Annotated in this window: 27 protein-coding genes; 17 read left to right on the top strand and 10 right to left on the bottom strand. The window is 59.4% G+C overall.

What is annotated here, in order from left to right; translation table 11 throughout:
• Positions 1 to 15: 15 nt before the first annotated feature.
• The 16 genes from NL154_RS15185 to NL154_RS15110 all read left to right on the top strand — a co-directional run bounded on the left by NL154_RS15185 (position 16) and on the right by NL154_RS15110 (position 16,466).
• Positions 16 to 990, top strand: coding sequence for a phage major capsid protein (locus NL154_RS15185; protein ID WP_434732903.1), 975 nt, complete (start codon positions 16 to 18; stop codon positions 988 to 990).
• Between the two features lie 18 nt (positions 991 to 1,008).
• Entirely contained in the window at positions 1,009 to 1,794 is a 786-nt protein-coding gene (locus NL154_RS15180; protein WP_221165507.1) for a hypothetical protein, read from the top strand.
• A gap of 53 nt (positions 1,795 to 1,847) precedes the next feature.
• A complete protein-coding gene (locus tag NL154_RS15175; RefSeq protein ID WP_221165508.1) occupies positions 1,848 to 2,438 on the top strand; it encodes a hypothetical protein in 591 nt (196 codons plus the stop codon).
• Positions 2,439 to 2,453: 15 nt separating this feature from the next.
• On the top strand, positions 2,454 to 3,161 hold the full coding sequence (locus tag NL154_RS15170; RefSeq protein ID WP_434732902.1) for a hypothetical protein: 708 nt from the start codon (positions 2,454 to 2,456) through the stop codon (positions 3,159 to 3,161).
• A complete protein-coding gene (locus tag NL154_RS15165; protein ID WP_434732901.1) occupies positions 3,158 to 4,975 on the top strand; it encodes a hypothetical protein in 1,818 nt (605 codons plus the stop codon). The genes NL154_RS15170 and NL154_RS15165 overlap by 4 nt, the downstream gene beginning before the upstream one ends.
• Positions 4,972 to 5,370, top strand: a complete 399-nt coding sequence (locus NL154_RS15160; RefSeq protein ID WP_434732900.1) for a GNAT family N-acetyltransferase — start codon at positions 4,972 to 4,974, stop codon at positions 5,368 to 5,370. Before NL154_RS15165 ends, NL154_RS15160 begins: the two co-directional genes overlap by 4 nt.
• Complete coding sequence (locus NL154_RS15155; protein ID WP_434732899.1) at positions 5,354 to 6,355, top strand: tail fiber domain-containing protein; 1,002 nt, start codon at positions 5,354 to 5,356, stop codon at positions 6,353 to 6,355. The genes NL154_RS15160 and NL154_RS15155 overlap by 17 nt, the downstream gene beginning before the upstream one ends.
• 137 nt (positions 6,356 to 6,492) lie before the next feature.
• Positions 6,493 to 8,415 carry a hypothetical protein gene (locus NL154_RS15150; protein ID WP_434732898.1) on the top strand — a complete coding sequence of 641 codons (1,923 nt, stop codon included), beginning with the start codon at positions 6,493 to 6,495 and terminating at the stop codon, positions 8,413 to 8,415.
• A gap of 194 nt (positions 8,416 to 8,609) precedes the next feature.
• The gene (locus tag NL154_RS15145; RefSeq protein ID WP_434732897.1) at positions 8,610 to 10,475 is read left to right on the top strand and encodes a hypothetical protein; all 1,866 of its coding nucleotides are present in this window, start codon (positions 8,610 to 8,612) and stop codon (positions 10,473 to 10,475) included.
• A 240-nt stretch (positions 10,476 to 10,715) separates the two neighbouring features.
• The gene (locus NL154_RS15140) at positions 10,716 to 12,071 is read left to right on the top strand and encodes a hypothetical protein (RefSeq protein ID WP_434732896.1); all 1,356 of its coding nucleotides are present in this window, start codon (positions 10,716 to 10,718) and stop codon (positions 12,069 to 12,071) included.
• On the top strand, positions 12,071 to 12,424 hold the full coding sequence (locus NL154_RS15135) for a hypothetical protein (RefSeq protein WP_434732895.1): 354 nt from the start codon (positions 12,071 to 12,073) through the stop codon (positions 12,422 to 12,424). Before NL154_RS15140 ends, NL154_RS15135 begins: the two co-directional genes overlap by 1 nt.
• Before the next feature lie 669 nt (positions 12,425 to 13,093).
• The gene (locus NL154_RS15130; RefSeq protein ID WP_434732894.1) at positions 13,094 to 13,348 is read left to right on the top strand and encodes a hypothetical protein; all 255 of its coding nucleotides are present in this window, start codon (positions 13,094 to 13,096) and stop codon (positions 13,346 to 13,348) included.
• Entirely contained in the window at positions 13,323 to 13,787 is a 465-nt protein-coding gene (locus NL154_RS15125; RefSeq protein WP_434732893.1) for a lysozyme, read from the top strand. Before NL154_RS15130 ends, NL154_RS15125 begins: the two co-directional genes overlap by 26 nt.
• A complete protein-coding gene (locus NL154_RS15120) occupies positions 13,787 to 14,047 on the top strand; it encodes a hypothetical protein (protein ID WP_434732892.1) in 261 nt (86 codons plus the stop codon). The genes NL154_RS15125 and NL154_RS15120 overlap by 1 nt, the downstream gene beginning before the upstream one ends.
• A gap of 385 nt (positions 14,048 to 14,432) precedes the next feature.
• The gene (locus NL154_RS15115; RefSeq protein ID WP_434734100.1) at positions 14,433 to 16,025 is read left to right on the top strand and encodes a hypothetical protein; all 1,593 of its coding nucleotides are present in this window, start codon (positions 14,433 to 14,435) and stop codon (positions 16,023 to 16,025) included.
• A gap of 12 nt (positions 16,026 to 16,037) precedes the next feature.
• Positions 16,038 to 16,466 carry a DUF1515 domain-containing protein gene (locus tag NL154_RS15110; protein ID WP_434732891.1) on the top strand — a complete coding sequence of 143 codons (429 nt, stop codon included), beginning with the start codon at positions 16,038 to 16,040 and terminating at the stop codon, positions 16,464 to 16,466.
• 495 nt (positions 16,467 to 16,961) lie between these two features.
• Here NL154_RS15110 and NL154_RS15105 read toward each other — a convergent pair whose 3' ends face one another.
• The 6 genes from NL154_RS15105 to NL154_RS15080 all read right to left on the bottom strand — a co-directional run bounded on the left by NL154_RS15105 (position 16,962) and on the right by NL154_RS15080 (position 20,131).
• Positions 16,962 to 17,279 (bottom strand): sunset domain-containing protein, encoded by a 318-nt coding sequence (locus tag NL154_RS15105; RefSeq protein WP_434732890.1) that lies wholly within the window; start codon positions 17,277 to 17,279, stop codon positions 16,962 to 16,964.
• A gap of 122 nt (positions 17,280 to 17,401) precedes the next feature.
• Positions 17,402 to 17,773 carry a COG4315 family predicted lipoprotein gene (locus NL154_RS15100; protein ID WP_210628775.1) on the bottom strand — a complete coding sequence of 124 codons (372 nt, stop codon included), beginning with the start codon at positions 17,771 to 17,773 and terminating at the stop codon, positions 17,402 to 17,404.
• A gap of 339 nt (positions 17,774 to 18,112) precedes the next feature.
• A complete protein-coding gene (locus tag NL154_RS15095; RefSeq protein ID WP_434732889.1) occupies positions 18,113 to 18,487 on the bottom strand; it encodes a thermonuclease family protein in 375 nt (124 codons plus the stop codon).
• Positions 18,484 to 18,705 (bottom strand): hypothetical protein, encoded by a 222-nt coding sequence (locus tag NL154_RS15090; protein WP_434732888.1) that lies wholly within the window; start codon positions 18,703 to 18,705, stop codon positions 18,484 to 18,486. The genes NL154_RS15095 and NL154_RS15090 overlap by 4 nt, the downstream gene beginning before the upstream one ends.
• A 245-nt stretch (positions 18,706 to 18,950) precedes the next feature.
• A complete protein-coding gene (locus NL154_RS15085; protein ID WP_434732887.1) occupies positions 18,951 to 19,229 on the bottom strand; it encodes a hypothetical protein in 279 nt (92 codons plus the stop codon).
• 191 nt (positions 19,230 to 19,420) lie between these two features.
• Positions 19,421 to 20,131, bottom strand: coding sequence for an SOS response-associated peptidase (locus NL154_RS15080; protein ID WP_434732886.1), 711 nt, complete (start codon positions 20,129 to 20,131; stop codon positions 19,421 to 19,423).
• A gap of 124 nt (positions 20,132 to 20,255) precedes the next feature.
• Here NL154_RS15080 and ligD point away from each other — a divergent pair, with 124 nt between their 5' ends.
• A complete protein-coding gene (ligD, locus tag NL154_RS15075) occupies positions 20,256 to 21,308 on the top strand; it encodes a non-homologous end-joining DNA ligase (protein ID WP_434732885.1) in 1,053 nt (350 codons plus the stop codon).
• Between the two features lie 238 nt (positions 21,309 to 21,546).
• Here ligD and NL154_RS15070 read toward each other — a convergent pair whose 3' ends face one another.
• From NL154_RS15070 to NL154_RS15055, 4 genes are all read right to left on the bottom strand, one after another.
• Complete coding sequence (locus NL154_RS15070) at positions 21,547 to 21,837, bottom strand: CopG family transcriptional regulator (protein WP_434732884.1); 291 nt, start codon at positions 21,835 to 21,837, stop codon at positions 21,547 to 21,549.
• 69 nt (positions 21,838 to 21,906) lie between these two features.
• Positions 21,907 to 22,584, bottom strand: coding sequence for a hypothetical protein (locus NL154_RS15065; protein ID WP_434732883.1), 678 nt, complete (start codon positions 22,582 to 22,584; stop codon positions 21,907 to 21,909).
• 9 nt (positions 22,585 to 22,593) lie between these two features.
• Entirely contained in the window at positions 22,594 to 23,871 is a 1,278-nt protein-coding gene (locus NL154_RS15060) for a hypothetical protein (RefSeq protein WP_434732882.1), read from the bottom strand.
• Complete coding sequence (locus NL154_RS15055) at positions 23,868 to 24,176, bottom strand: hypothetical protein (protein ID WP_434732881.1); 309 nt, start codon at positions 24,174 to 24,176, stop codon at positions 23,868 to 23,870. Before NL154_RS15055 ends, NL154_RS15060 begins: the two co-directional genes overlap by 4 nt.
• Positions 24,177 to 24,763 lie beyond the last annotated feature (587 nt).

Here is a 24,763-nt window from a genome sequence, read left to right as displayed (position 1 = left end):
AAAAGGTGACACTCCATGGCAATTTCGCCAAACCTCTCTGAAATCGTGACGACTACGCTGCGCAACCGCAGCGGCGTCATCGCCGACGACGTGACGAAGAACAACGGTCTTCTGTCGCGTCTCAATTCCCGCGGTCGCAAGAAACCCGTTTCCGGCGGTCGCACCATCGTTCAGGAACTCCAGTATCAGGAAAACAGCACGTTCAAGCGCTATTCCGGCTACGACCTCCTGAACGTGCAGCCCTCCGACGTTATCACGGCGGCAGAATACGACTACAAGCAGGCAGCAGTTGCCGTCTCCATCTCCGGCCTGGAGCAGCTCCAGAACTCCGGCGAGGATGCGGTTCTCGATCTGCTCGAAGGCCGTATCGAAAATGCCGAGATCACGCTGAAGAACAACATCGCGTTGGACTGCTACTCTGACGGCACCGCTGACGGGGGCCGGCAGATCGGCGGTCTTCAGCTGCTGATTTCCACGTCTCCGACCTCCGGCACGATCGGCGGCATCAACCGTGCGACGTGGGCTTTCTGGCGAAATCAGAAATTCTCCGCCAGCTCGGACGGCGGCGCGGCGGCATCGACCACGAACATTCAGTCCTACATGAACCGGCTCTATCTGGCCTGCTCGCGCGGCCCCGACGCCCCCGACCTCGTTGTCGCCGACAACAACTTCTTCCGCCTCTACTGGGAGTCGCTGCAGGCGATCCAGCGCATCACCTCGGCAGACAAGGGCATGGCGGGCTTCAACACCCTCCAGTACATGGGCGCCGACGTGGTGTTCGACGGCGGTTTCGGCGGTGGTGCACCGACAAACCAGATGTACTTCCTCAACACGAAGTACCTGTTCTATCGCCCGCACCGCGACCGCGACATGGCGCCGATCGGCGATGATCGGATGAACCCGAACCAGGATGCCGTTGTGCGTCTGATGGGTTGGGCCGGCAACCTCACCATGAACAACGCCTTCCTCCAGGGCGTCCTGTTCGCCTAATCTCGAAAGGATCGACACATGACTGTCGCACGTACGCAGACCGAGCGCTTCGGTGCCAATCCATTTCTGGTGGATGGCCCGATCGTCGGTGGTTCTGGCGTTCCCGCATTCAACTTCACGCTCGGCTCGGTTTGCTGGGGCGATGCTGAAGCTGAGTGGGTCTATTGCCAGCTCACCCTTGCTTCCCAGACCACGCTTCAGCCCGGCATGTGGCTGCAGTGGGACAAGGACTACAGCGCCAACCTGCTGACGACCGCTACTGGCGTCGTCGGCTATGGTTGCGGCGTCTTCTCCGGCGCCGCTCAGCCCCCGACCATCTCGGGTGGTCCGGTCGGCACCATCACACTTGCCGCAGGCACCTATGGTATCTGGGTCCAACGCGCCGGCCAGGCTCCGGCACTGATGAATACCGTCACGGCGGCGCTCGTCATTGCCGAGTCCACCACAACGGCAGGGCAGGCGAACGCCCCGGCATCCGCTACTGTCGGCACGAAGCAGATCACCCCTGTTTCGTTCCAGGCTGCGAACAAGACGTTCACGGCTACGACAACGAACGGCTCGCCAATCCTGACCGTTCTCGGCGGTGCTACGACAGGCTCCGGCCCGTTTATCGGCGCCTCGATCTCCGGCACTGGCATTCCCGGCTCCACGACCATCACGGGCCTGACCTACAGCCCGTCTGGTGTGCTGCAGAGCATCACCATGTCAGCCAACGCGACCGCCAACGGCACCGGTATCACCGTCACCGCAACCGGCGTTCTCGAAGTCCGGCTTATGTGGCCGTACATCGCCAAGACCAACTAATGAGCGGGCGCTTCGGCGCCCGTTTCTTTCCCGCCATCAACCGCGAGGCAATCATGTCAGAAAATCCTGGAATTTACGCAGCATTCAGCCTTGAACCCGTCGAGCAGTCCTTCAAGTCGAAGGAAGCGGGGCGCCCCATTTTCGAAGACCGTGAATTCGTGCGCATCATCATTGCCGGGGACAAGAACACTGAAGTTTATCGTGAAGCGACCGAAGCCGACAAGGAGCGCTTTCACGAGCCATACGCCCGCTTCAAGAGAGGCCTCGACGAGCGCGAACAGATCGTCGGCACGCCGCTTTCCCAGTGGACGCTGCTGAAGCCGAGTCAGGTCCGAGAACTCGAAGCCATCAAGATCTATTCCGTCGAACAGCTTGCCGCTCTGTCGGACACGATGAAGCAGAACCTCGGCATGGGCGCTCACGAGCTTGTGGCTGCTGCTCGAGCATTTCTTGAGAGTGCACGCAACAACTCCGTTGCCTCTTCGCTTGCAGCTGAGAACGAACGACTCCGCAATGATGTCGAACGCCTTCAGCAGCAGGTGCAGGCGCTTGCCGACCGTCTGGAAGACAGCGAGCGCGGCAATGAACGCCGTAGTCCGGGCCGCCCGCCGAAGGCAGCCCGCGAAACGACGCTTGAGCTTTAATCAGGATCTCCGCGCATGAGTTTGCTCTCGATTATCCAGAACGTATGCGCGGAAATCAGCATCGATCCGCCGGCCGCTGTCATGTCGTCGGCGGATCCTCAGATTGCACAGCTTCGCATCCTGTCGTTTCGCGCGGGCCGTGAGCTGATGAGGGATCATGACTGGTCGGCGCTCGTCGTCGTCAGGAACTTTACCGCTACCGGTGTCATTCCGGAGCCAGCAGAACCGCCTGCGGATTGGGATCGGTTCGGCGAAAATTCGAAGATCTGGAACACATCGCGCCTTTGGCAGCTCAATGGCCCGGTTGAGCCGCAGACCTGGGAACGAAACACAATCATCAATTCGAACCCGGTGCCGCAGATCTGGCGCATGCTGGGCGGCAAACTGGCGATCTATCCCAACGATGTCGGCGAGAACATCCGGTACGAATACGTGTCGAGTTCATGGGTCGCCGTCAACGGCGGGACGACCTACGCTGACACCTGGGCCAATGATACCGACACGGCGCGGTTTCCTGAAGAACTGATCGAGCTTTCGACCATTTGGCGATGGAAGCGCGCGAAGGGCCTAGACTACGGGGAAGAAATGGCAAATTTCGAAAGGGCGAAGGAGTCGGCGATCGGCTCTGACCGTGCTGCTGCGCCGATGGATATCTCGCTGCCGAATAGAGGCCAGGTTCCGGACAACTATTGGCCCGGCATCATCACGGTACCGAATCCATGACAAGGCAGCCCGTTCCAGCCAGCGCCGGCAAAACTCGCGTCTCTCCAAGCAAAGATTGGATTGCACCGATCGGCGGCTGGCGTACCGACGTCGAGATGGCAGACATGCCCAAGGATGCCGCTTTCTTGCTCGACAACTTTTTCCCGGAGGCCAACCGAGTCCGCGCTCGCTATGGATATCTCGCCTTTGCCACAGGCCTCGGCGCCGACGTCAAGACGATCATTCCCTATTCCGGGGTGAGCAACCGTCTCTTCGCCGCGGCGGGAGATAAAATCTTCGACGTGACGGCCGGCTCCGCATCTGTGGTCGTGTCTGGACAGTCCAGCGCGCATTGGTCGGCGCAGCAGTACACGAACCCGGCCGGGCAGGAGTATCTGCGTCTGGTGAACGGCCTGGATACGCCGCTGCTCTTCAACGGCTCATCGTGGACGAACAACTACATCGTGGGGAGCGCCGCGCCGGCCACGCAAAACGTCGCCGTCAAGAACGTGCCCTATACGCTGAGCTTCTTCGGCACGGGATCGATCACGCTCTCGGGCGCCTTCGCAGGCGTGCTGAACGGTACCGGTGTCGGCAATCGTGTCTCGCTTACCTTCACGCCGGCCGCCGGCACGTTGACGCTGACCGTATCCGGCACTGTGACGAACGCGCAGCTCGAAACCGGGACTCTCGCGACGCCTTATGTCCCATCGACGATGATCACCGGCATTTCGGACTCATCGTTGCTGATCGCGGTGACTGCCTATCGCTCGCGCCTCTGGTTCATCGAGAAGAACTCGTCCAACGTCTGGTATCTCGCGACGGATGCGGTGAGCGGCACGGCGACGGTCTTGCCGGTCGGCGGCAACATGAAGTACGGCGGCACACTCGTCGCGATCAGCGTCTGGACCATTCCCGTTTCCACCGGCCTACAGCAGTGCCTTGTCCTGATGTCATCCGAAGGCGAGGTGATCGTCTACCAGGGTTCTGACCCGTCCAGCACGACGAACTGGGGGCTGCTTGGGACATTCAAACTTGGCCGGCCGCTTGGCACGGACAGGTGCATGCTGCCCGTTGGCGCCGATCTTGCTATCATGACCACAGATGGGATCGTTCCGATCACGAAGGCCGTCCAACTTGACCGAGGTGCAACGAGCCTCGGGGCCATCACCGCGAAGATCGGGCCTACGTGGCGCGAGACCGTGGGCGCGATCGGCACGACGTCGGATGAATGGCAACTGTCGAGCTTCCCAAAGCGTCAGATGGCAATCGTCAACTTGCCTTCGTCCTTCGGGCCTTATCAGTACGTCATGAACACCGAGACGGGCGCTTGGTGCCGCTTCGTCGGTATCTCGTCGTCATGTTGGGCGACGTGGCAGGACCGACTGTTCTTCGGGTCAAGCGATGGCACCGTCTATGAAGCCGAAGCCGGCGCCAGCGACAACGGCACGGCGATCGACGCCCTCATGGTCGGAGCCTGGAACCGCTTCGGGGATGGATTGGCAACCAAGTTTTCCAAGCTGATCGGCGTAACGGCCCAGATCGGGGTTTCGACGCTGATGTATGCCGGGATTTCGGTCGACTATCAGACGAAGATCCCGACCGCGCTTCTCTCGTCCGTCGAGAACAGTGCTGCGGCAAGATGGGGAACCGCGGTCTGGGGTGTGTCCAAGTTCCCCGGCACGATCCTTGCGCGGAAATTCGCGTCTGCCGGCGCGTTTGGTGCGGCACTTGCGCCGACCGTGCGCGCTCTGATCTCCGGCTCGTCGGCTTCGATCTCCGAGGCGGCCGTTGTCGGCGGTGAAGTGCTTTATGAGAAGGGCGCGCCGCTTTGATCGTCTCTGAGCCGCGGGCAGATATCGCGGCCTGGGTCGGGGCCAAGATCGGGGTTTCGTTCGACCCGCCCTACGCGGCATTGGCGCATGTCGACCGCGGCCTGATCATCGCCGGCTATGTCTTCAATGTCTGGACCGAGCATGACGTCGAGGTTTCGCTCGCCGCCGATCGGCTGTCCGTCACGCTGATGCGGACGGCCTTCCGTTATGTCGTCGAGCAGCTTGGATGCCGCCGTGCGACGTTCAGGACGCGCGCAGACAACCTTGCTGCTCAGAAGGCGCTCGACAGGCTCGGCGCGCGTCTGGAAGGCCGCCAGCGTGGCTATTTCGGCGACTGCGACGCGCTGCTCTATGGAATCTTGAAAGAGGACTTCCCCTATGGTTTCCACGCCTAAGGCGCCCAAGGCTCCCGATCCGACACAGACCGCGGCGGCGCAGACTGCGACGAACGTGGATACGGCGATTGCGAACGCTGGGCTCAGCCACACCAACCAGTACACTCCTGATGGCTCGCTCGAGTACAAGGTCACCGGCCATACGACGATGACCGACCAGAACGGGAAGACGTATCAACTGCCGACCTATTCGGCCTACCAGACCTATTCGCCGGAAAACCAAGCCATCTACGACCAGACGCAGCAGACGCAGCTCGGCCTGGCGAAGCTCGCGAACTCGCAGACTGGCAAAATCTCCGGCATCCTCGACACGAACGTCGATCTCAGCTCTGGGAACGTCGACAAATACGTCAACGACCATTGGGAATCCGGCTTCAACAATCAGTGGGATCGAGATCAGGCGAGCTTGGAACAGAGCCTTGCCGACAAGGGCGTGACGATGGGATCGGCCGCCTATGATAATGCTATGCGCGATTTCTCCACGCGCAAGCAGGCGGCGTCCGATCAGTATCTCGGAGACATGTATTCGAATGCGCAGAATTCCATCCTGACCGAGCGCAACCAGCCGCTGAACGAGATTTCGGCATTGATGTCCGGCTCGCAGGTCAATCAGCCGAATTACGTCAATACGCCGACGACACAGCTTCCGACCGTCGACCAAGCCGGCCTTATCAACGAAAACTATAACCAGCAGATGGGTGCCTACAATCAGCAAGCCGCCCGCTCGAATGCTGCCATGGGCGGTTTGTTCGGTCTCGGCTCGGCGCTGCTTGGCGGCTGGGCGATGTCCGATCGACGCCTGAAGCGCGACGTTCACAGAATCGGCACCACCGCGACCGGACTCCCGATCTACGAATACGAATATCTCTGGGGCGGCGGCCGGCAAGTCGGTCTCATGGCCGATGAAGTCGAAGCTGTTGCTCCCGGCGCCGTCGCCGTTGGCCCTGGCGGCTTCAAGATGGTCAATTACGCGGGGGTTCTGTGATGGGCTTCATCTTTGGCGGCGATACGGGCCAGACGCAGGCAGACGTCACGGACGCTCGCAAGCGCCTCGCCGCGGCTATGCTGCAGCAGGGCACGGACACGAGCCCGATCCAGTCGCCATGGGAAGGCGCAGCGCGCATGGCGCAGGCGCTAATGGGCGGCCTCGCCGTCCGCAATCAAGCGAACCAGCAGCAGGCGGCAGACGCCCAGGTGATCGCAGCCATCACCGGCCAGCCTTACACGCCTCCTGAGCAGCCCAAGGGATTCCTGTCGTCGCTGTTTGGTGGTGATAAGCCGACCAACCCGGGCGCTACCGGCTCGACCATGCCGAAGGTGGACGCTGCAGGCAACATCCCTGCAACGCCCTTCAAACCTGGCGGTAATCCTGAGGTGGCGGAATACATTCGACAGGCATCGATCGCCAGAGGCATTGATCCAAACTATTCTCTTCGCGTTGCCGGTCATGAGGGCTTGAATGTCTTCGATCCTTCGCAGCCTGATCGGGGCGGGGACGAGGGCTCTTCATTTGGTCCCTTCCAGCTTCACTATGCCGGTATGTCGAAATCGATGCCGAACGCAGGCCTTGGCGACGAGTTCACGAAGGCAACCGGTCTTCATGCGCGCGACCCTTCGACGTGGAAGCATCAGGTGGACTTCGCACTCGATTGGGCGCGCAAACACGGCTGGGGCCCGTGGATGGGTGCTAAGGCGGAGGGCATTACCGGTATGATGGGTATCGGCGCTATGCCGCCGCAGCAGGCCGCGAGCGTCGCACCTCCTGCGGCTGGGCAAACCAGATCATCGATGCAGCCGGCGCCGGTAAATCCGCCGCCCGCGGCTGCAGGCGAAGTGGCAAGTCTGGATCCCTCAATTGGCATTCCCATGCCTGGAGCAGCCGGCCAGATGCGCGCCTCCGATCCCGCCCAGGTCATCCCGCCGCAGGCCGGTCCTCAAGCAGCGTTGCCACCTATGCCAAGCCGAGATGTCGGACCAACTCCTCCCGTCGCTGGCGTTCCGCAATCGCAGCAGCCCGCGCCGGTCCGCCTTGCCCAGGCGCTGGACAACGCCCCGCAGCAGCAGCCGAACCCGATGGCGAACCCGCGCGCACAAGCTCTGGTGCAGGCGATCATGAACCCGAACGCATCGCCGCAGGTGAAGGCGCTGGCGGCGCAGTCTCTGCAAGCTCTGACAAAACCGACGGAATACGGGTTCCAGGTGTTGCCCGACGGTACGGTGCTGCGCTCCGATCCACGCAGCGGCACGCTCACGCCCGTTTATCGCTCGGAAATGTCGCAGGCCGATCAGGCGAAGCTTGATTTCGAGCGCGAGAAATTCCGCCAGGAGCAACAAAATCGCGGCACGCTCACAGCAGCAGAACAAGCGAACATCGATCTCGAGCGGCAAAAGTCCGATTTCGAAAGAAACAAGCCTGTCGTCGTCCAACCCGGCGAAACGCTCTTCAGTCCCGGCCAGGATCGCGTCGTCTATCAGGGCACAGGCTATAAGCCGGAAGACGTGTCGAACCTCCGCAAGGAGATCCAGAACCTCCCGACCTATAAGAGCTATCAGCAGGCGCTTCCTTCCTACTCGTCGATGATCGACACCGCCAAGACGGACTCGAAGGCATCCGACCTGAACCTGATCTATGGACTCGGCAAGATCATGGACCCGAACTCGGTCGTTCGCGAAGGCGAAATGACGATGGTCCAGAACACCTCATCGTGGCCGGACTGGCTTAAAGGTGCATATGACAGCGTCACCGGCGGTTCTCGACTTGAGCCCGACACAAGGAAGGCGATCCTCGGCGAAGCGCGCAGCCGCATGATGGCTTATCGTGGAGCGCTCGATAACGACATCTCGCAATATCGGGGCATCATCGGCCGGCGCGGTATGAACGAGGCGGATATCCTGCCAACTCTGGGCGATATTGCGGCGGTGCCGGACCTGGTCCAGCCCCCCGGATCCGCGCCAACGGCAGACATCGGCCCGGCCCCTGAAGGTGTTCCCGAAGATGTATGGGGCGCAATGACGCCAGCGGAGCGCAAGCTATGGCAGAAATGACACCGGAACAGCAGCGGGCACTGGCAATCGCGGCCGCGCGTCTGAGACTTCAGAAGCAGTCGCAGGCGTCGCCTGGCGCAGATGGCGTTGCGACGACATCACCGACTTCGGCTGCTGCGCCTCCCCAGACCGGCGAAGAGCTGCGAGCCCGCGTCTATGCTGATCTTGCCGCTAAACGCGATGCCGAGAAGCCGGTGCTTGACCGGAATGGGCTGCGGGCTGATGACGCCCTTTCAGAAGCAAGAACAGGCGTCGGCGGACTCATCGAGGGTATTCCGATCGTCGGACCGATCCTCCGCGGCGGCACCGAGCGGGCAGCAGCGGCGACGCTCGCGGCTTTCTCGGACGAGACCTATGACCAGGTCATGGATCGCATCCGTGAGGCGAACAGAGCCGAAAAAGAAGCGAACCCATACATCGACAAGGGGACTCAGATCACTGGGGCAGTTGCCGGGACAATCCCGGCAATAATGGCTGCCCCGGCTGCATTCGGAGCAGGGAGCGGGAGCTTGCTCCTGCGGTCGGGTATCTCTGGGGTCACCGGCGCTGCGATCGGGGGAGCTGATGCAGGTGTTCGAAGCGGTGGTGACGCCGACGAAATGTGGCGGGGAGCCAAATTGGGTGGCCTGTTCGGATTAGGCGGCCCCGTTGCCGGCAAGGTCATCGGAGCGGGGGCCAGGTCACTTGTTGATGCTCTCCGCACGCGCACAGCGGCGAGAGTGGCCGGTATGAATCCGCAGGCGTTCGGTTATTTTAGGCGTGCGGTCACCGATGATGGTCTGGATGCGTCGACGCTGCCGCGCAGACTGACGGAAATGGGTCCCGAGGCCATTCCGGCGGACTTGGGCCCGAACCTTCAGAAGCAGGCCGGGGCTCTTGCCGCGACGCCCGGCGAGGCACAGGCGACCATTCGGAACGCGCTTACCGATCGCCAGGCCGGCGCAAACGCGCGCATCGGTCAAACGATCGATGAGACGATGGGGCCGAACATCGTTCCCTCAGAAGTGAGAGTCGGAATTGAAGGCAATCAGAACTCGTTCAGCCCTCTTTATCGGGAAGTCTTTCGGGGAGCCCGCCCTTACGACATGAGTCCGATAGCGGAAGCCATGGACGTTGATATCGGCCGCCTTCGCGGCCCAGCTCAGGCCCGGTTACGGCAGGTTCGCGATATGCTGAACGTTGCGAACTCGAATGTCCTTTCCACAGATCCCGGCGTCATGTTTCAGACGCGTCAGGCAATCGATGGACTTCTGAAGACGGAAATTGATCCGAAGGCCATCGCCACGCTGATGGAAGCCCGCCAGATGCTCGACGATGGCCTTACCCGCGCCGTTCCTCGCATCAAGGAGCTCGACGCAGGCTTTTCGGAACTCGCCCGCCAGGACGAAGCTCTGACACGCGGTCAGCAGGTTCTCGACAGTGGACGCACAGCGCCACGCCCCTCCGAGTTGGCAGCAGAGGTAGAGCAGGGCGTTCAGCCGCAGGGGATGCAGATCGGTCCGTCCGCGGTTCCGCTGCGACTATCGCAGGGCGCCCGGGCCGAGATAGACCGCATAGTCGGCACGAATTCGAACGATATCGCCGCCATGAACAGGCTGATCAAAGGGGAGGGCGATTGGAACCGGGCGCGTCTCTCCACCCTCTTTGGACCGGAGAAGGCCGATCGGTTGTTTAAGGTGCTCGAGAACGAGCGCATCTATGCCGACACGGCGAACACCGTCACGCGCAATAGCGAAACCGCAGCGCGCATCGCAGTTCAGAACGAGCTAGGGGGTGGCGCCGGCAATTTCGGTGTGAAGGAAGCGTTCAAGGCTGGCGGATTCCTCGGGGCAGCTCGATCGGCGGCAATCGACAAGGCTGACGACATCGTGAAGGCCCTGATATCTAGCAACACCGGGAATGTCACCCGCGACAGCCTGGCACGGGCTCTTATCGGCGAACAGAGGGAAAAGCTGGTCGAGGGGTTGGTAAGAGCGCAGGGGATGGGAACGACACCCGCGTTAGTCGATCCGGTCGTTAAAGCCCTGCTTCTGAACGCCGGAACCGCGAGGACGCGATGAGGGGTCAATCCAGCAAATAGCGAGATATAGTAGGGCAGCAAAACAGATGCCCATTACAAATCCCGCATCGAACGACCCTCCGAGGAAGTTTCCAATGCCGTCCACTGCCCAGTTGATCCCATAGAGGATCGCGGTGGTAAGGGCGATGCAGGTGATTTGCAGAACTCGGATCATGCCACAACCAATACTACAGCCTCTTCGGCCTCGCAATTCGCGGGCTGTTTCTTTTGGAGATGGTGAATGCCCAGAAATCCATCAACCGGCGTCTATTCCAAGCCCGCGGGTACCACGCCATCAGTCGGTCAGATCATCGACCCGGCGCCGTGGAACCAGTTGACCTCCGACCTCGGCAACGAAATCACCAACTCGCTGCCGCGCGACGGCTCGGCTCCGATGGTCGCGCCGTTGAAGGCCGCCGCCGGCACCTCGACGGGACCCGGGCTAGGCTTCGCCTCCAACCCGCAAACCGGCATCTATCTGAAGGGGGGCGGGCTTCTCGGCTTCACGCAGAACGGCGTCGACGTCGCGTTCGACAATGATCTGGTCTACGCGGCCAAATCAGGAGATTACACAGCTCTCGCGTCCGACGACAACGCAGTGCATCGCTTCACAGCCGCAGCAACGCTCACCCTGACAGCAGCGGCGACGCTCGGCGCCAACTGGCACTATTTGGTAATCGCCGACGGCGGAGACGTTACGGTCGATCCGAATGGAGCGGAGACGATCGACGGGGCGGCGACGCTGGTGGTCAAGAGCGGCTACAGCGCATTAATCGTCTGCTCCGGCTCAGCATTCTTCACTGACAAGCTTATGGCCAGGATCCAGAGCAAAGCCGACGGTACCGCTGTGGGTGATTTCGTCGTGGGCCTCACTCTGTCGAACAACGGCGCCAACCCGAATACCCACGTTGATTTTGCTGCGGGCTCGGCAAGATCAGGATCGAGCTTCGTTTCGAGCGCATCTTCATTCACAAAACGAATAACCGGAACATTCGCGGCAGGGACGGGATCGGGTGGCCTCGATGCCGGCGCCGTGGCGGCGAACGCTACCTATTTCGCCTATGCGCTGCGAAAGGATTCCGACCTGTCTTTCGATGTGGTTCTCTCGACTTCGGCGACGATTGCTGGCGTCACTACGACGCTGCTGACTGGCTATACTATCGTAAAATGCATCGGGGTGGTGCTCACCAACGCCAGTTCGAATATTCGCCCCTTCATCATGTTCCCCAATGACGAATACCAATTTGTCACGCCGATCATAGAAGCTGCGAATATTGCAACAGGGCTTGCCGGCGCTCTTCTGGCATTGACAGTCCCCAACGGCGTAAAGTCGAAAGCTAAACTACGCTTCATGTTCAATTCTCCGTCAACCACAAACTCTGTCCTCGTCCATGATCCTGCCAAAGGCGCGCTTGTCGCGGGTGGCGGAGATCAAGGTGGTGTTGCCGGTACGCCGCAGGTCGCCAGCGGCTTCTCGGTTGGCAACGGAGATATCTGGACAAACACATCAAGGCAGGTTCGTCACGTTGCAGGTGCCGCTGGCGCTCTGTGGGTTTTCAATGATGGTTTCACATTCCCATGCGGGAGGACTGCATAATGCCCTTCGTTTCACGATCCAACGGCACTATTACCGGGCTTTACGAACAGCGGCAGGATGGGGTGGCAGAAGAGTTCCTGTCGGATGATGACGCTGCCGTTATCGCGTTCCAGGGCGCCGGCCCAGCGATTTTCGCGGTGTCAGCGCGACAATTCCGGCTGATGCTTCGGCGTTCAGGGCTGCTCGATGCGGTCAAGGCGTGGGTGGCTCAGCAGGATGGCGAGACGCAAGACGCCTTTGAGTACAGCGGCACCTTCGTCAAAGACAGCCCGATGATGTTGGCGGGCTTCGCGGCAATGGGGTTCACCTCGCAGCAGATCGATCAGTTTTTTGCGGCCGCGGCTTGTCTCTAACCGTCAGGGGGTGAAATAGCCGGCGTGTATACCGTATCGAATGGCTATCAAAAAAGCGCCCCCGATGCCGACGGCGAGGAGAACTGCCATACGTGTTTCGTCCTTCAGCAATTTTACCTCCCACACCGCTGGAGATGATTCTCGACGCTGAACGCCGATCTGGACGGCGTTGAGGATATTGCTTCTGCCATCACCATGAAGCGCAACATTCCGCTGCTCTTTGGCTTCTACCTTCCTGAAACATATCACCCGTCAGTATCGGGTAAGGACATACTTGCGTGGATGGCAGACGTTAACAATCTCCGTGTGAGGACGGTACGGCGGGCGGTACTCCACCAATAGCTCACCGCACTCGTAAAAGGTCTTCCTGACATATGCCTTTTTGGGGTGGTAAACGACATGGCGCGTAACCGGTGGTGGGCGATAACCCTCGATCATGTCAGCGGCAAAAACGGGCTGGCACAGGATAGCTGTAGCACCGACAGATAGAGAAACGGCTAGTGCTCGAAACATATTTCCCTCCTTAATGGTGTTGAGGAGATATGGCGAAGGCCGAAGATGTCGAGTCTTCGCTACCCCACCTCCCTGACATCATTTGATGCGCGGCCGCGCTAAAAAGCCAAGCCGCCTCCGGGCGGCATTTTCACATCCAAAATCGGAGAACTCCCCATGCTCGTCCATAACTGGCGGCAGATCATCGCGCGCGCCTGGTCGGTGCGCATCATGGTGTTCTTGCTGCTGATCATCATAGCCGAGCCGGTCTATCTGTTCTTCGCTGCCGAGTGGGTGGCAAAGAGCTTTTACGTGCGGCTCGGCATGTCGGCATTTACCGGCGTCATCGCCGCGGCGGCCATCGTTGCGCGCCTCGTTCTTCAACAAAAAATCTCCGGAGAGTTGAATGGCAAACCGCCTTCAGAAGGGTAGCGCCGCGGCTGCAATGGCCGTGGCATTGGTCGGCAGTTTCGAGGGGCTTCGTCAGAACGCCTATCCCGATCCGGCGACGGGCGGGCAGCCTTGGACCCTGTGTTACGGCAGCACGAACGGCGTGAAGCCTGGCGATTACAAGACGGTCGCCCAATGCAAGGCACTGCTGGCACTGGAGCTGCAGACCTATGCCGCCGGAGTCGAGAGTTGCGTGCGCGTGCCGCTGCCGGATGCGCGCTTCGTGGCGTTGACCTCCTTCGCCTACAATGTCGGCATCCCTGCGGCCTGCGGCTCCAGTGCGATCAAGCTCATCAACCAGGGCAAGACGGCCGAGGGGTGCGAAGCCTTGTTGAGATGGAACCGCGCCGCCGGCATTGTCTTCCCGGGCCTGACCCGTCGCCGACAGAAAGAACGCCAGTTCTGCCTGGAGGGAATTTGATGCTCTCCCTGATCCCCGACGTCATAAAGCTGCCCGCAGCCGTCGCCCTCGGCGCCGTTCTCGCCTTCTACCCGGTCAAATGGATCGGTGCCGGTGAGGAGCGGCAAGCTCAGCAGGTCAAGGCGGCCAAGGAAGCGCTCGACCGCATCAACACTCTGGAGAAGAACAATGCCACTTTCAGGAATCTTCCTGCTTTCGAGCGTTGTCGCGTGTTCATGCGCGATAGCGGGCTGCCAGCAGACGAATGCGGTAAACGGTAGCGGATACCAGTTTACCCGCTTCTCCGATCCAAAGGCGGCCTACTTGGCCTCGCAAGATCCGATCGCCGGGCCCGCCATTGCGTCCAACAATCAGCAGTGCCGCCAGGATGCGGCCTGCCGCAAGTAAGCAAGAAATAAGAGGCCAGACACGATGACGAGCGCACAGGGCGAGCGGCAGGCTGCAGTTCGCAGTTTCACCGGCACATCACTCAGCTACGAAGGCGACTGGTCGGCGCTCTTTGATATGGTGGGAATCCCGAATGTTGGCGGGTTCAATGGGCGCCAACTCGCATGGATCAACTATGCGCTGGGGACGAGCTACACCGAATTGAACGGCGCTATGGCCGCTTATGCCGCATCAGCTGGTGCCGCCAACTGGTCGAGCATGAACACGCTCCCAAGCGGCGGCGGTCACCCGACATGGGTTCCTGATCCCAATCGATACATGCCGGCGGCGACCGGCACACGCTGGCCCACAGGCAGCACTACAACACCTTGGACCTATCAGACAGGGCTTAACTATCAGTGCTCGAAGCTGTTCTTTGGTTCACCGGACTATCCGACGAATGATTTTCTTATCCCATTTGTCGGCTTTGCGCTCACCGAAGGTGGGAACGCGCCGCAAGAAACTCAGTCGCCCAACGCCGATATGCTGATTGATGAAGTGTTCTTCATCCACCCAGATGGCACGGAATACCCGATCTTGTTCAGCGGTGTTGCTGCCGCGACCGTCACTGCGGCGACCGGCATTGTTTACGGTCAAGTCACGCTGCCCTCGGCTCTGCCGGCCTGGTCGATCTTCGGCGTTCGCACCGTCTATCACGGCACGGTCGGGAATACCTTTGCCGCCGCCTATCGCTGCCAGCGCCATCGGGGAGAGAAATATTGGGGTGCGGCCGACCTGACGTCTATTCGCGCCCTGGCGGCGGCCAATGGGCCTTCTACGGCGGCGCTCGACAGTGATGCGCTTTACAACACGGTCGGTAACGCCACCAACTCTCAGCAGATGGCCTACGGCCCTTGCATGGTCCTCGCAAAGGGATGGGACGGCCGGCCGGTTCCTCTGGTCCTGGCCGACAGCTTGCTTGAACGGCAGGAGATTGCCGCTTCTGCGGACGAGCGGCGCAATTTGGGTGTCGGCCGGCGCTGGCTCGATCAACGCGATCCTGCGCAGGGTAGCATTATCCCGCTGGTAATGGGTGTGCCAGGCTCAAAGTCGGCGCAAGAGCTGGCAACCAATGCACTTAAGCGTTGGGACATGATCGACGCTATCGCCACAACGTTCAACGGTGGCAAAGCGATATGGACATTTGTCCTTGACTGGTCAGGCCGAAACGACACGAACGCCACGGTAGCGTCGACCTGGGCGGCCGCCAAGACAGCTCTTCCCGGAACGCGCGTGCGCGGACGATATGGCGCCGGAACGCATATCGTCGGCGTGACCATGTGGCCTACCGTTGGCTCGAGTGACTCCGGGAGAACCGTCGCGGCATATACCGTGACAGCACAGTGGAGCACGGTGTTGGCAGCGGCAAATGCGCTTGTGCTGGCGAGCGCGGCTTACAACAAGACCATAGACGTGTTCCCGGCCTTTATGTCGGACGTTGATCCGACCAAACCGCCCGCCGCTGAGACGTTCCCTTTGGGCAACATAACGGGGCACCCAGGCAACCAGGACGGCGTCACCACCTGGGACACCATGCGTGTTCCCTCAAGCATACCGCAGGGCGCGCGCGTCATGTTTGAATATCAGCCCGGATTATTTACAAGCCGGACGCTGGTCGAGAAAAAGACCGACTATGGCGACGGCACAGCTGATTTCAGGGTCGCCGAAGTCCTCGCTACCAACGTGCAGGATAATGCGTTGTTGATGGGGCACGCCTACACGGCGGCGGACTTCATCCACCCCGCGCTCTATCATGTCCTCCGGACCGTGAGCCGGATCCCGCAATCCGAAAAGCTGAAATTCTACCCATAGGCGCCAGAATAGATGACATCCAACGACGAGATCCTGCGTGCTCTCGGGCGTGTGGAGGGAAGACTTACCGGGATAGAGGAGAATGTCAGCCTCTTACGCGGAGAGGTGAGTGATGAGAAAGAAAATGCCCACGAAAGCCGGTCGGTGATTCATCGGAGGCTCGATGAGCAGATGCGGCAGATCAACCTGCTCGATAAGGTCGTCGAGATTAGCAGCGGCGTCGACGCGACATTACGCGAGGAGATCAAGGCGCTGAAGGAGACGGTTGATCGGAACCACGCTTCCACTCAGCCTGCTCTGGAAGACTGGAAAAGGATCAAAACTCTCGGCGTCGGCATCTCTGGGATAATCGCACTCGCTGGGCTTACGGCCGGCGCGACCATCACCTGGGCGAGCGACGGAGCGGTTGCGTGGCTGCGGCACTGGTTGAAAATCAACTGAAGATTAGAACCGGCGACGACGGTGCTCCGCTAAGTAGCTAATCCAAAATAGCGGCGGCTCGGTTTTGAGCCACTACTAATGGGTTTCTAGTCTCAATAAACAACCTCTGATAACGTCCCTGGAAGTGGTGGAGGCATGAGGTTGTGAGCCTCACTTTGGAGGAGAAACAGCAATGCGTGCAATGGCAATCACAGCGGCATTCGTTATTTCGATGTTACCGAGTGTGGCGCTGTCACAGACGACATGCGCAGTTGTCCAAGTTTGCCCTTTGGAAAATTGCCCATACATCGACTCTGACAATAATGAATACAAGCAGCAGGTTTACACGAAAGGATGCGGCGACTATGCGAGATTGCAAGGGAACCAGTTCGTGAGCTACGTGAGCGGACCTGCCCCTCAATGCAAAGTTCTAATCAAGATCGACGGCAACTTCGACTGCGAAGCTTTAAAATAGCTAATTACCTTAGTTCAAGGCTGCCGCTGGCCATTAGGCTATCACGATTTCGACTTCCGCCAGCCGGCGGCCCAGGCTTCGAATTCCGAGCAGAACCACCGTTCGCCATATTGGGGGCTGATCCTAGTCTGTGCGTAGTATTTCTGCCCCGGCACGTGGAAGATGCGCTCGCCCGTGTCGATGGAGATGTTGCCCTTGATCCTGCATGACAGTCCGGAGCCACCAGAAGCGCTCCAGGAGGCCAGCATGTCGCTCGCCGTCCAGCCGCCAGCTGCACCAAACGCGACCGCGCCGATGACCAAACCCGGCGCCCTGAACAGCACCGATTTCTTCTGCGGAACGCGATACCCCTGACGCATGCCCCATCCCCGTCATTTCGCGCGAGGATTGTAGCAGCGCTAGAGCACAGCGAATATCTATCCGAAAGGCTTATCTGGGCCTGCTTGGGCTGAACAGCCCTGAAAGGCTCCAGTGCGCCGGACTACTTGGCGACATGCCAAACTCCGCCGACGCCATCGCCGGTCATATCGCCAGGCTTCTTGTCTCCGGCGAAGGTGTAAAGCGGCTTTCCTTGGTAAGCCCACATCTCCTTGCCGTCGGCCGCCTTGACGAGTGACCATTCGCCTTCGGCCTTGGCCTTGGCGGCGGCGTGGAAGGCCGGCCATTTCTTCAAGCAGGCCTCGTCGCAGTTTGATTTGCCCATGGCGTCTTTGTCGAACGTATAGAGTGTCATACCTTTGGCGTTTGCCAGGATCTTACCCATCTTCGTGTCGACCATTTTGGCCGGTTCCGCTGCAAAAGCCGAAAAGACAGTCGCAGCCAACAGGCCCATGGAGACGATCAGCGTTTTCATGAATACCTCCAGTTCGGGAGTGCCAGCGGGATCTGGCAGGGTCCGATGTGAGCAAGAAACGCTCCGGCGAGGTGGCGGTTCCGTGATCTAACTGACGGCGATGCAGATTCGGATTGTCTTGTGTGGATGAGCGACCGGGCTGTAGCCTGGCTGCGGCATTGGCTCAAGATTAACTGATGAACCCCGCGTTTAAAAAAAGCCCCGCGCGGCTCGCGGGGCCAGTGAGCGTGCATGGCAAGGCGGTTGAGGGCGCCTAGCGCACGCTTAGGTCTAACGTAGGGCCGCGATGAAGGTTCCCGAGGCTCATCCTTTTGGCGGGCGTCAAATCAGCAGCCGACGTCAGTCGCACCAATTATTTCGCTGCTTCGGGCTCCAAGTCCGCGCGAACCCTTCCTCGAGCAGCTTCCTCCCGATCTCTTCCCCGTTCGTTCGATAGATGTTGATGAGCGGCCGGTGCGACGGCGTCTTGTCCACCGAGCCGCTGAACATCACCCGCAATCCATTTTCAGCCAATAGCTCTTTCAGCCTTCCTTTAGCGATCAGCGCCAGCTTGCGTTCCTTAATGCACTTGGCATGACTCCCGATCTCCGGCGTATCGATGCCCGAGACGAACGGAACACCTTCCCCCAGCAGTCGCATATTCTGCCCGTCGCATTTCACGGTGTCGCCGTCGACTGCTGTCAGCGAGGCGCAGAGGATGAAACCTGCAATCAATTCGGCGTCCCTCTCTCCGCGGCCTCAAGCTTTCGTCTCAGCGCCTGTTCCTGTTCATAAGTCTTATGGGGAAAGTGCTCCCAGCACCACCATCGAACAGGAATAGCCTTCGAGGGGCTATTGCCGAAGCCTCCCCATTCTTTGCAGCCGGGCTCTTCGCAATAGTGCTCTATGATCACATTCGCGCCAGGTGCCGATGAATGGCCTGCGATACTCATATCGTCCCCTCCCTACTAATCCGCCACAAAGCTGCCGAACCGCAGCTTCCCGGCCTTAGCTCCGCAGACCGAGCATTTTAGGCGTCTCTCGACCTCCTTGATCTGCGCATAATGAAGGCTCGCCGGCAGCCGATCCATAGAGAATTCGCACCGATCACCGCAGGCCGTACATTCGGCCATGATTGCGATGTGTTGCGGCGTCGTGTTGACGTAGCCCGGGTCCCAATTCGGCACCTCCAAAAATCTTACCATTTCGGACCCCTTGCCATGGTTTGCGCCCTCGGCGTGCTCTTCGGCAGGTAGGTGATAGCCACGCGCCGGCTGCCGCAGACCGGGCAGCGCATCCGCTGCGAGAGCATTGCAAGCGGAAAATCGCGCCCTCTCGTCGCTACCAGGGTGACCAGATCCAGCCGATGCTTCCACTGGCATTCGCGCACGCTCTTCAGCCCCTCACGCTTTCCCCATGCGCACCTGGCGCTTACATCCCACCCGGCGTCCATTGCCTCGCCGATCGTTTCGGCCATGCGTCATCCTTCCCCTTTCAGGGCCTTTCTGCCGCATTATTGAGAAGCTCCGCCCGATCGATGTTCCTAATATGTTCTTAACGGTGGGCGAGTCAATAATCATTCTTATGGAGGGCCGAGTTCAGCGGGCTGGACGCGGGTCTCCGCAGTTGGGTCGGCGAGTTGGAACCCCTGCACCTTACCTTATTGACCTAGGTTTTTGGATGCCAAACAACCGGTTCGATGATTTCGGGGCCGGTGTTCCTTGGGCTGTTAACGCTCATCCCGATTGGCCATACGGTCATTAGCTCGGTCGAATAGGGCTTCATCAGGTCTACCGGATTTGGATCAGGGGACAGCCAGCGCTCATAATCCTTTCGCCGGAGGATCACCGGCATTCGTTCGCTGATCGTCTCCATTATCTTATTCGACGGGCAGGTGATGACAGCGAAGCTGCGGATATCGATGCCCGCCGGGTGGCGCCAAACCTCCCAAATCCCCGCAAGTGCGAACGGAACGTCGCTCTTCATCGCGACAGCGTAGGGTTGCTTACTCCGACCTGGGAAGATGTGGTTCCACTCAAAGAATCCATTGACTGGGATCAGGCAGCGCCGCGACCGGTAGGCAGGTCCGGTCAGTCCGTGCGTGGCAATATTTTCGCAGCGAACGTTGATCAATGGGAGACGTCGGTCGCTCGGCTTCGTCACTGCAGGCACAAGGCCCCATACGGCTGCCGCAAAAACTGGCGGTACCGTGCCCATCCCACGCACGTCATCTTGGATGATGATCGGGTAGACCTGCTTCGGTGCACCATTATATCGAGGAAGGCAGTCAGCCAATGCTGCAAGCTCGCCTTCGCCGGCGAAATCGAAAATACGCGCAAGTTCGTGAAGCGAATCCTTGATATAAACGCGACTAGCCATTCCGCATTCCATGGGGAAGATACCCAATTAGATATAATCCTGCTCAGGCAGGTCAAGGATTGAGAACGGTGAATACCCAATGTGGGCGAATTGCCTTTTAAGGAATGGCTGATGAACTGAGTTCATGACAAAGCCGCCTCGCAAGCCTTCCCAGTCGCTGCTTGGTGACGCTGACGCACCGCTCCGCAGCCGGCCGCGTAAGGAGCGTGACCCGGCACAGCATCAGCTCACCCTCGACCCGATGCCGGCGCGCATCGATCCGTGCCTTGCGCTGCTGAAGCCACGTCCGCCGAAGGGGCGGCAATGGGCTTTCGAAGTGAAATGGGATGGGTATCGCCTGGCCGTTCATATCGAACCGAAGGGCGTCAAAATCCTGACCCGCGGCGGCCATGACTGGACCGACCGCTTCCCCGCCATAGTGGCTCAAGCGAAACGCCTCCCTGTCTCAACGGCGATATTGGATGGCGAGGCTGTCGTGTTCGACGAGCACGGCCGGTCTGACTTCGGAAAGCTTCAGCAATCGCTCGGCGGACGCGGTGGAAAGCGGACATCGTGGGAATCGGTCCTGATGGCCTTCGACCTCCTGTATCTCGATGGTCGTGACCTTACGGAAACCGAGCTCACCGCACGGCGCCATCTCCTCGAGGGACTGGTGCCGGCCGGCGGGGAGGAGGCGATCCGTTTATCCGAGGAGATCGAGGCCGATGGCGAAACGCTTCTGCGCATCGCCTGCGAGCATGGTCTCGAGGGCATCATCGCGAAAGACCGGAACAGCACCTATCGCAGCGGCCGCGGCGGCGAATGGCAGAAGATCAAATGCATCCAGAGCGGCGGCTTCGCCATCGTCGGCTACCAGAGGTCCAGCTCGGCATTCGGGAATATCCACGCCCTGCTGCTTGCGGCGCGAAAGGAAGGCCAGCTGGTCTATGTCGGATCGGTCGGGACGGGCTTCAAGGCAAGCCAGGCAATGGAGCTTCGCGCTTCGATGGATAAGCTTAAGGCGGCCGCGCCAGCGGTGAGGTATACCGGCCAGCGCAAGAATGTGATCTGGATCAAGCCGAAACTCGTCGCCGAGATCGAATATCGAAACTGGACGCATGACGGGAAGCTGCGTCACCCTTCATACAAGGGGCTGCGGGTCAGTCAGGACAATGCCAGCATCTATGAGATCGGATAGGCGATGCGAATTGCCTAGAACGTCACCGTCCTCATCTGGGGCTGGAGGCCAATCGTATGGAGTTTCCGCGAAGGAAATCAGGGTGTCCAGCACCCCTTGCTCTTCGGCTGCAACTTTGATGAACCGCTCACTTCCGCCAAGATACGATACGGTGAGGCCCATCAATTGCGCAGCGACGAGGATATCGTGAGCGCCCTTGCCCCCCGGCCCTCCGGAATCAATTATTCTGAAGATCATCTCAGGCACTCCCATCGACCTCGCCATCTTCGTCGAGCTCGTGCACCGGCAGATAGGTGTTCTTCTCCATCCACTCCCGGACGATAAACCTGACGGTATCGTTGCGGGTCTTGCCGAACTCGCCGGCCAGGTCCCGGAGTGCTTCTTCGATGTCGTTGTCGAAGGCGATCGATCCTGAGTTGCGCAACAGCAGCGCCGCGCGGCGAAGCATGATCTGCAGGTCAGCACGGGAGATATCCGCGATCCGATCGGCTGCGTCTTCGAGGAGGGTAGCTGCGTCAGGCGTCGTCAAGGCTTCGCTCCCGGCAGGGTCATGATGGGCTCCAATTCGCGCAAGGCTACGTGATCTCTGTCGGTCGTTTTATCGAGACAGCTTACTGCTGGCCTCTAGCCCAGCTTCGGTGAGCATATAGTAGCCGGTGCGATCAGGAAATTTCTCCTGCGGGAATGTCTCGATAAAGCCTCTGACTTTGAGCCTTTCTTCCGTGTCTAGCCCGCAGTCTTTTATGTCGCGCCAATGAACCTTCACGTTTGGACCTATCGCAGCGAGAAACTTCAAAGCCTTGATCTCTCGCTTGCCGAGTTTCGAATTGGGAATGGTCGCAGCCCATTCTTCCTGAGCTTTATCCAGAAGCTGCGACATGTCTTCCTCGTTCATTGTCTCTGGATCAAAGCCGAGGCGGTCATACCATTCCTTCAGGGGATTCTTCGGGCCGTCAATAACTGGATATCCGCCGGCTCCGGTACGCGGCTGTTTGCCCCTGCCGGAATCAGTCTCCCATGAGGCCCAGCTCTCCAATATGTCGCTGGCCTTCGTGCCGTGGGCGCTGATCGCTTCGTTTGAATCAAGCGACAACAGCCATTCGTCCAGGCGCTGTCGCAGATATCGCTGGCCCCGCGCCGAATCTGTAAACGAGATTGGTTTTACGGGGCACAAGTGGGTGAATAGCTCATATGAGATACCGCAGTAGGCGGCGGCCATCTTCTTGTTAAGCGCGGCTGGCCAGTATGGCATGTGTCGATCTTCGGTTTCCCTCACGGCGTCGCCTCAATCATCCCAGTAATTCACTTTCGGCGGCGGGTCTCCTTCTGGGTCGTGAAGCTCGTCGGGCTCCGGGAAAAGCCCGCGTAAAATGAGTTCGGAGTTTATCGCTTCGACCGTTGTCTTAGCTTCAAGCAGGAGGAGACGCTCTTTCGCCCATCCGATCATTTTTCTGTATTCCGCTGGGAGGATGTCTTTCTTAGGTACAGCGTTTATTGTTGACTGGAGATCGCCGACTTCGCGACGGATGTTTGCGACAGTCCGAAGGTAAGCCAGTCGAGCCTCTTCCCGCTTCGCCCGCTTCTCAGCAAGGTCCCGGCGGTGACGAAGTGCATCCCGCCGTTGTGTCTTTTCGGCATGAAGCCTCGCATCTTCGGCTCTTGCGGCGATGATCAAGCGTACACCATCAACAAAGTCTGCCAAGATATTTTCCACGATCTGGCTCTTGCCGTCAGACCAAGATTTTCGGAGACCTTCGCTCCACGCTTCGCAAGCCAGGGTGAGCTTTCCGGTGTAGACTATATCGAACTCGGGCCACGGCTCCAGACGATCGAATGACCAACTTTCCCATGTTCGTGATCGATCGCGATCGCGCTTAGCCTTCAATCTACGGTACTCCATCTGCTCATCTGCCGTCGGCTCGTGTTTGATGCGCCGTCTCTCTTCGCTTAAACTGATCGTTGCCGAACCAATTTCGAAGCATAGGCAAAGCTTGCCGTCTTGGAGTGAGATGTGTGCATCCTTCCGCTCGCAAATCCTTGCCAAGTTATGCAGGATGATGACTGCTCTCTCGCAACTTCGATCATGTACGGCGATGCCAGTGGCACGAACTAGGCCATCGACGTCTGATTTTGCCTTTCGCAATTGTTTTGTCAGCCCCGCGACCGATTTGTGAGGCGTCTCCCCCGGTTCTTCCAAATGCAGTGCATCTCGTTTCGTGGGCTGAGGCTTTTGGTGACCCTTAGCATCGTTCTTCTCGGCCTTCGCAGCGGCGATTGCCAGCAAGGCGCCGTCAGTAAGCCGGCGTTGGGCTAGGCCGATGTAGACAGTGTGCAGTTCCTTGTTTTGGACGCTCCGCAAACGCGTTTTCTTAACGGGTTGTCCAGCCTCCAATTTGGCCCAATAACCCCTCGGGGGCACGGGAACCAGATGCCTGCCACATGTCTTAGCAAGCCCCCTGTCAGAGATTCCATATTTCTCGGCGAGCTTCTGCATTGGCGTCGACCAGACAAGTTCGTGCAGTTCCTCTCGCGACAGCGTGCGCTTCGGCTCTTCCATGTTCATTCGCCCTTCTTGGCTCCGCCTGGTGCCCTCTTGCCTTTTGGTTGCGGTGGTTTCTTTGTGACATCTCGACCCAGCAGCGCGTTCAATCGTTCTTTGGAAGATTGTCGGTCTTCCTCCTCTTCCTTCTCCGCAACTTCATCCCAGAATTTTGTAGCGGCTTGCCATTCACTCCATAGCTCTTCGGGTGGTCCGGTCGGGTCGATCTCCCGCACAATAAGAGCCCAGCCAGAGAAGCCGGGCGACTCTTTCACGAAGTAGCGCCGCTGGACTGAGTAGAAGATCGGATTTGCCAGCATGTTATCCACGATCGTGTCACCCACATTGGGGCAAGTGCCGTAGTACTCCAGAGGAGAGCAGGACAACTCTTCTACGCGGCCATTGGGCTTGATTTTTAGGGTTCTAACTTCGATCCGCGGGCGGTCACCAGGCGGAGCTTTGCCCCCCGATCGAACGTCCGGCAGCGAGGTAGAGCGGTGCTTTTGGCGGGGCGAGGTCATAGTGACCCAAATGCTGCAAACTGCGCAGCCGTAGTCAAGCGTCTCGGCGCTTGATGTAAGGGCTATTGCCGGATCTGAGCTGGCTCACGCCTTGGGCAAGTCTTTCGCCCTTGGGGCTGCGGCTTCCAGGAGCAGCTCCCTAACCCAATCACTTAGGCTTGCTGCGCCCGCTGCTTTCGCGGCATCCGCCAAGCGTTCATTCTCTGTATCTGTCAGCATCACAACAAGACGTTTGTCTCTCTTGAGATGCGTCGGCACCGGCGGTCGCCCCATTTCAACTCTCCATGGTCACTAGGGCCCTTCTATATATCGCATGCATAAATATCACAATAATTATATGCGTTTTTATTGACATGGTTAATTATGGTGGTTAATATGCACATAGAAACTACCTG

It is taken from the genome of Rhizobium sp. YTUHZ044 (assembly GCF_051123975.1).
Lineage (GTDB): Bacteria > Pseudomonadota > Alphaproteobacteria > Rhizobiales > Rhizobiaceae > Rhizobium.
This window is presented reverse-complemented; position numbering and strand designations above follow the sequence as displayed.

Coding starts and splice junctions, on each gene's coding strand:
- NL154_RS15185 (WP_434732903.1), top strand. CDS start 16: ATGGCAATTTCGCCAAACCTCTCTGAAATCGTGACGACTACGCTGCGC.
- NL154_RS15180 (WP_221165507.1), top strand. CDS start 1,009: ATGACTGTCGCACGTACGCAGACCGAGCGCTTCGGTGCCAATCCATTT.
- NL154_RS15175 (WP_221165508.1), top strand. CDS start 1,848: ATGTCAGAAAATCCTGGAATTTACGCAGCATTCAGCCTTGAACCCGTC.
- NL154_RS15170 (WP_434732902.1), top strand. CDS start 2,454: ATGAGTTTGCTCTCGATTATCCAGAACGTATGCGCGGAAATCAGCATC.
- NL154_RS15165 (WP_434732901.1), top strand. CDS start 3,158: ATGACAAGGCAGCCCGTTCCAGCCAGCGCCGGCAAAACTCGCGTCTCT.
- NL154_RS15155 (WP_434732899.1), top strand. CDS start 5,354: ATGGTTTCCACGCCTAAGGCGCCCAAGGCTCCCGATCCGACACAGACC.
- NL154_RS15150 (WP_434732898.1), top strand. CDS start 6,493: ATGGCGCAGGCGCTAATGGGCGGCCTCGCCGTCCGCAATCAAGCGAAC.
- NL154_RS15140 (WP_434732896.1), top strand. CDS start 10,716: ATGCCCAGAAATCCATCAACCGGCGTCTATTCCAAGCCCGCGGGTACC.
- NL154_RS15135 (WP_434732895.1), top strand. CDS start 12,071: ATGCCCTTCGTTTCACGATCCAACGGCACTATTACCGGGCTTTACGAA.
- NL154_RS15130 (WP_434732894.1), top strand. CDS start 13,094: ATGCTCGTCCATAACTGGCGGCAGATCATCGCGCGCGCCTGGTCGGTG.
- NL154_RS15125 (WP_434732893.1), top strand. CDS start 13,323: ATGGCAAACCGCCTTCAGAAGGGTAGCGCCGCGGCTGCAATGGCCGTG.
- NL154_RS15120 (WP_434732892.1), top strand. CDS start 13,787: ATGCTCTCCCTGATCCCCGACGTCATAAAGCTGCCCGCAGCCGTCGCC.
- NL154_RS15115 (WP_434734100.1), top strand. CDS start 14,433: ATGAACACGCTCCCAAGCGGCGGCGGTCACCCGACATGGGTTCCTGAT.
- NL154_RS15110 (WP_434732891.1), top strand. CDS start 16,038: ATGACATCCAACGACGAGATCCTGCGTGCTCTCGGGCGTGTGGAGGGA.
- NL154_RS15105 (WP_434732890.1), bottom strand. CDS start 17,279: ATGCGTCAGGGGTATCGCGTTCCGCAGAAGAAATCGGTGCTGTTCAGG.
- NL154_RS15100 (WP_210628775.1), bottom strand. CDS start 17,773: ATGAAAACGCTGATCGTCTCCATGGGCCTGTTGGCTGCGACTGTCTTT.
- NL154_RS15090 (WP_434732888.1), bottom strand. CDS start 18,705: ATGAGTATCGCAGGCCATTCATCGGCACCTGGCGCGAATGTGATCATA.
- NL154_RS15085 (WP_434732887.1), bottom strand. CDS start 19,229: ATGGCCGAAACGATCGGCGAGGCAATGGACGCCGGGTGGGATGTAAGC.
- NL154_RS15080 (WP_434732886.1), bottom strand. CDS start 20,131: ATGGCTAGTCGCGTTTATATCAAGGATTCGCTTCACGAACTTGCGCGT.
- ligD (WP_434732885.1), top strand. CDS start 20,256: ATGACAAAGCCGCCTCGCAAGCCTTCCCAGTCGCTGCTTGGTGACGCT.
- NL154_RS15060 (WP_434732882.1), bottom strand. CDS start 23,871: ATGAACATGGAAGAGCCGAAGCGCACGCTGTCGCGAGAGGAACTGCAC.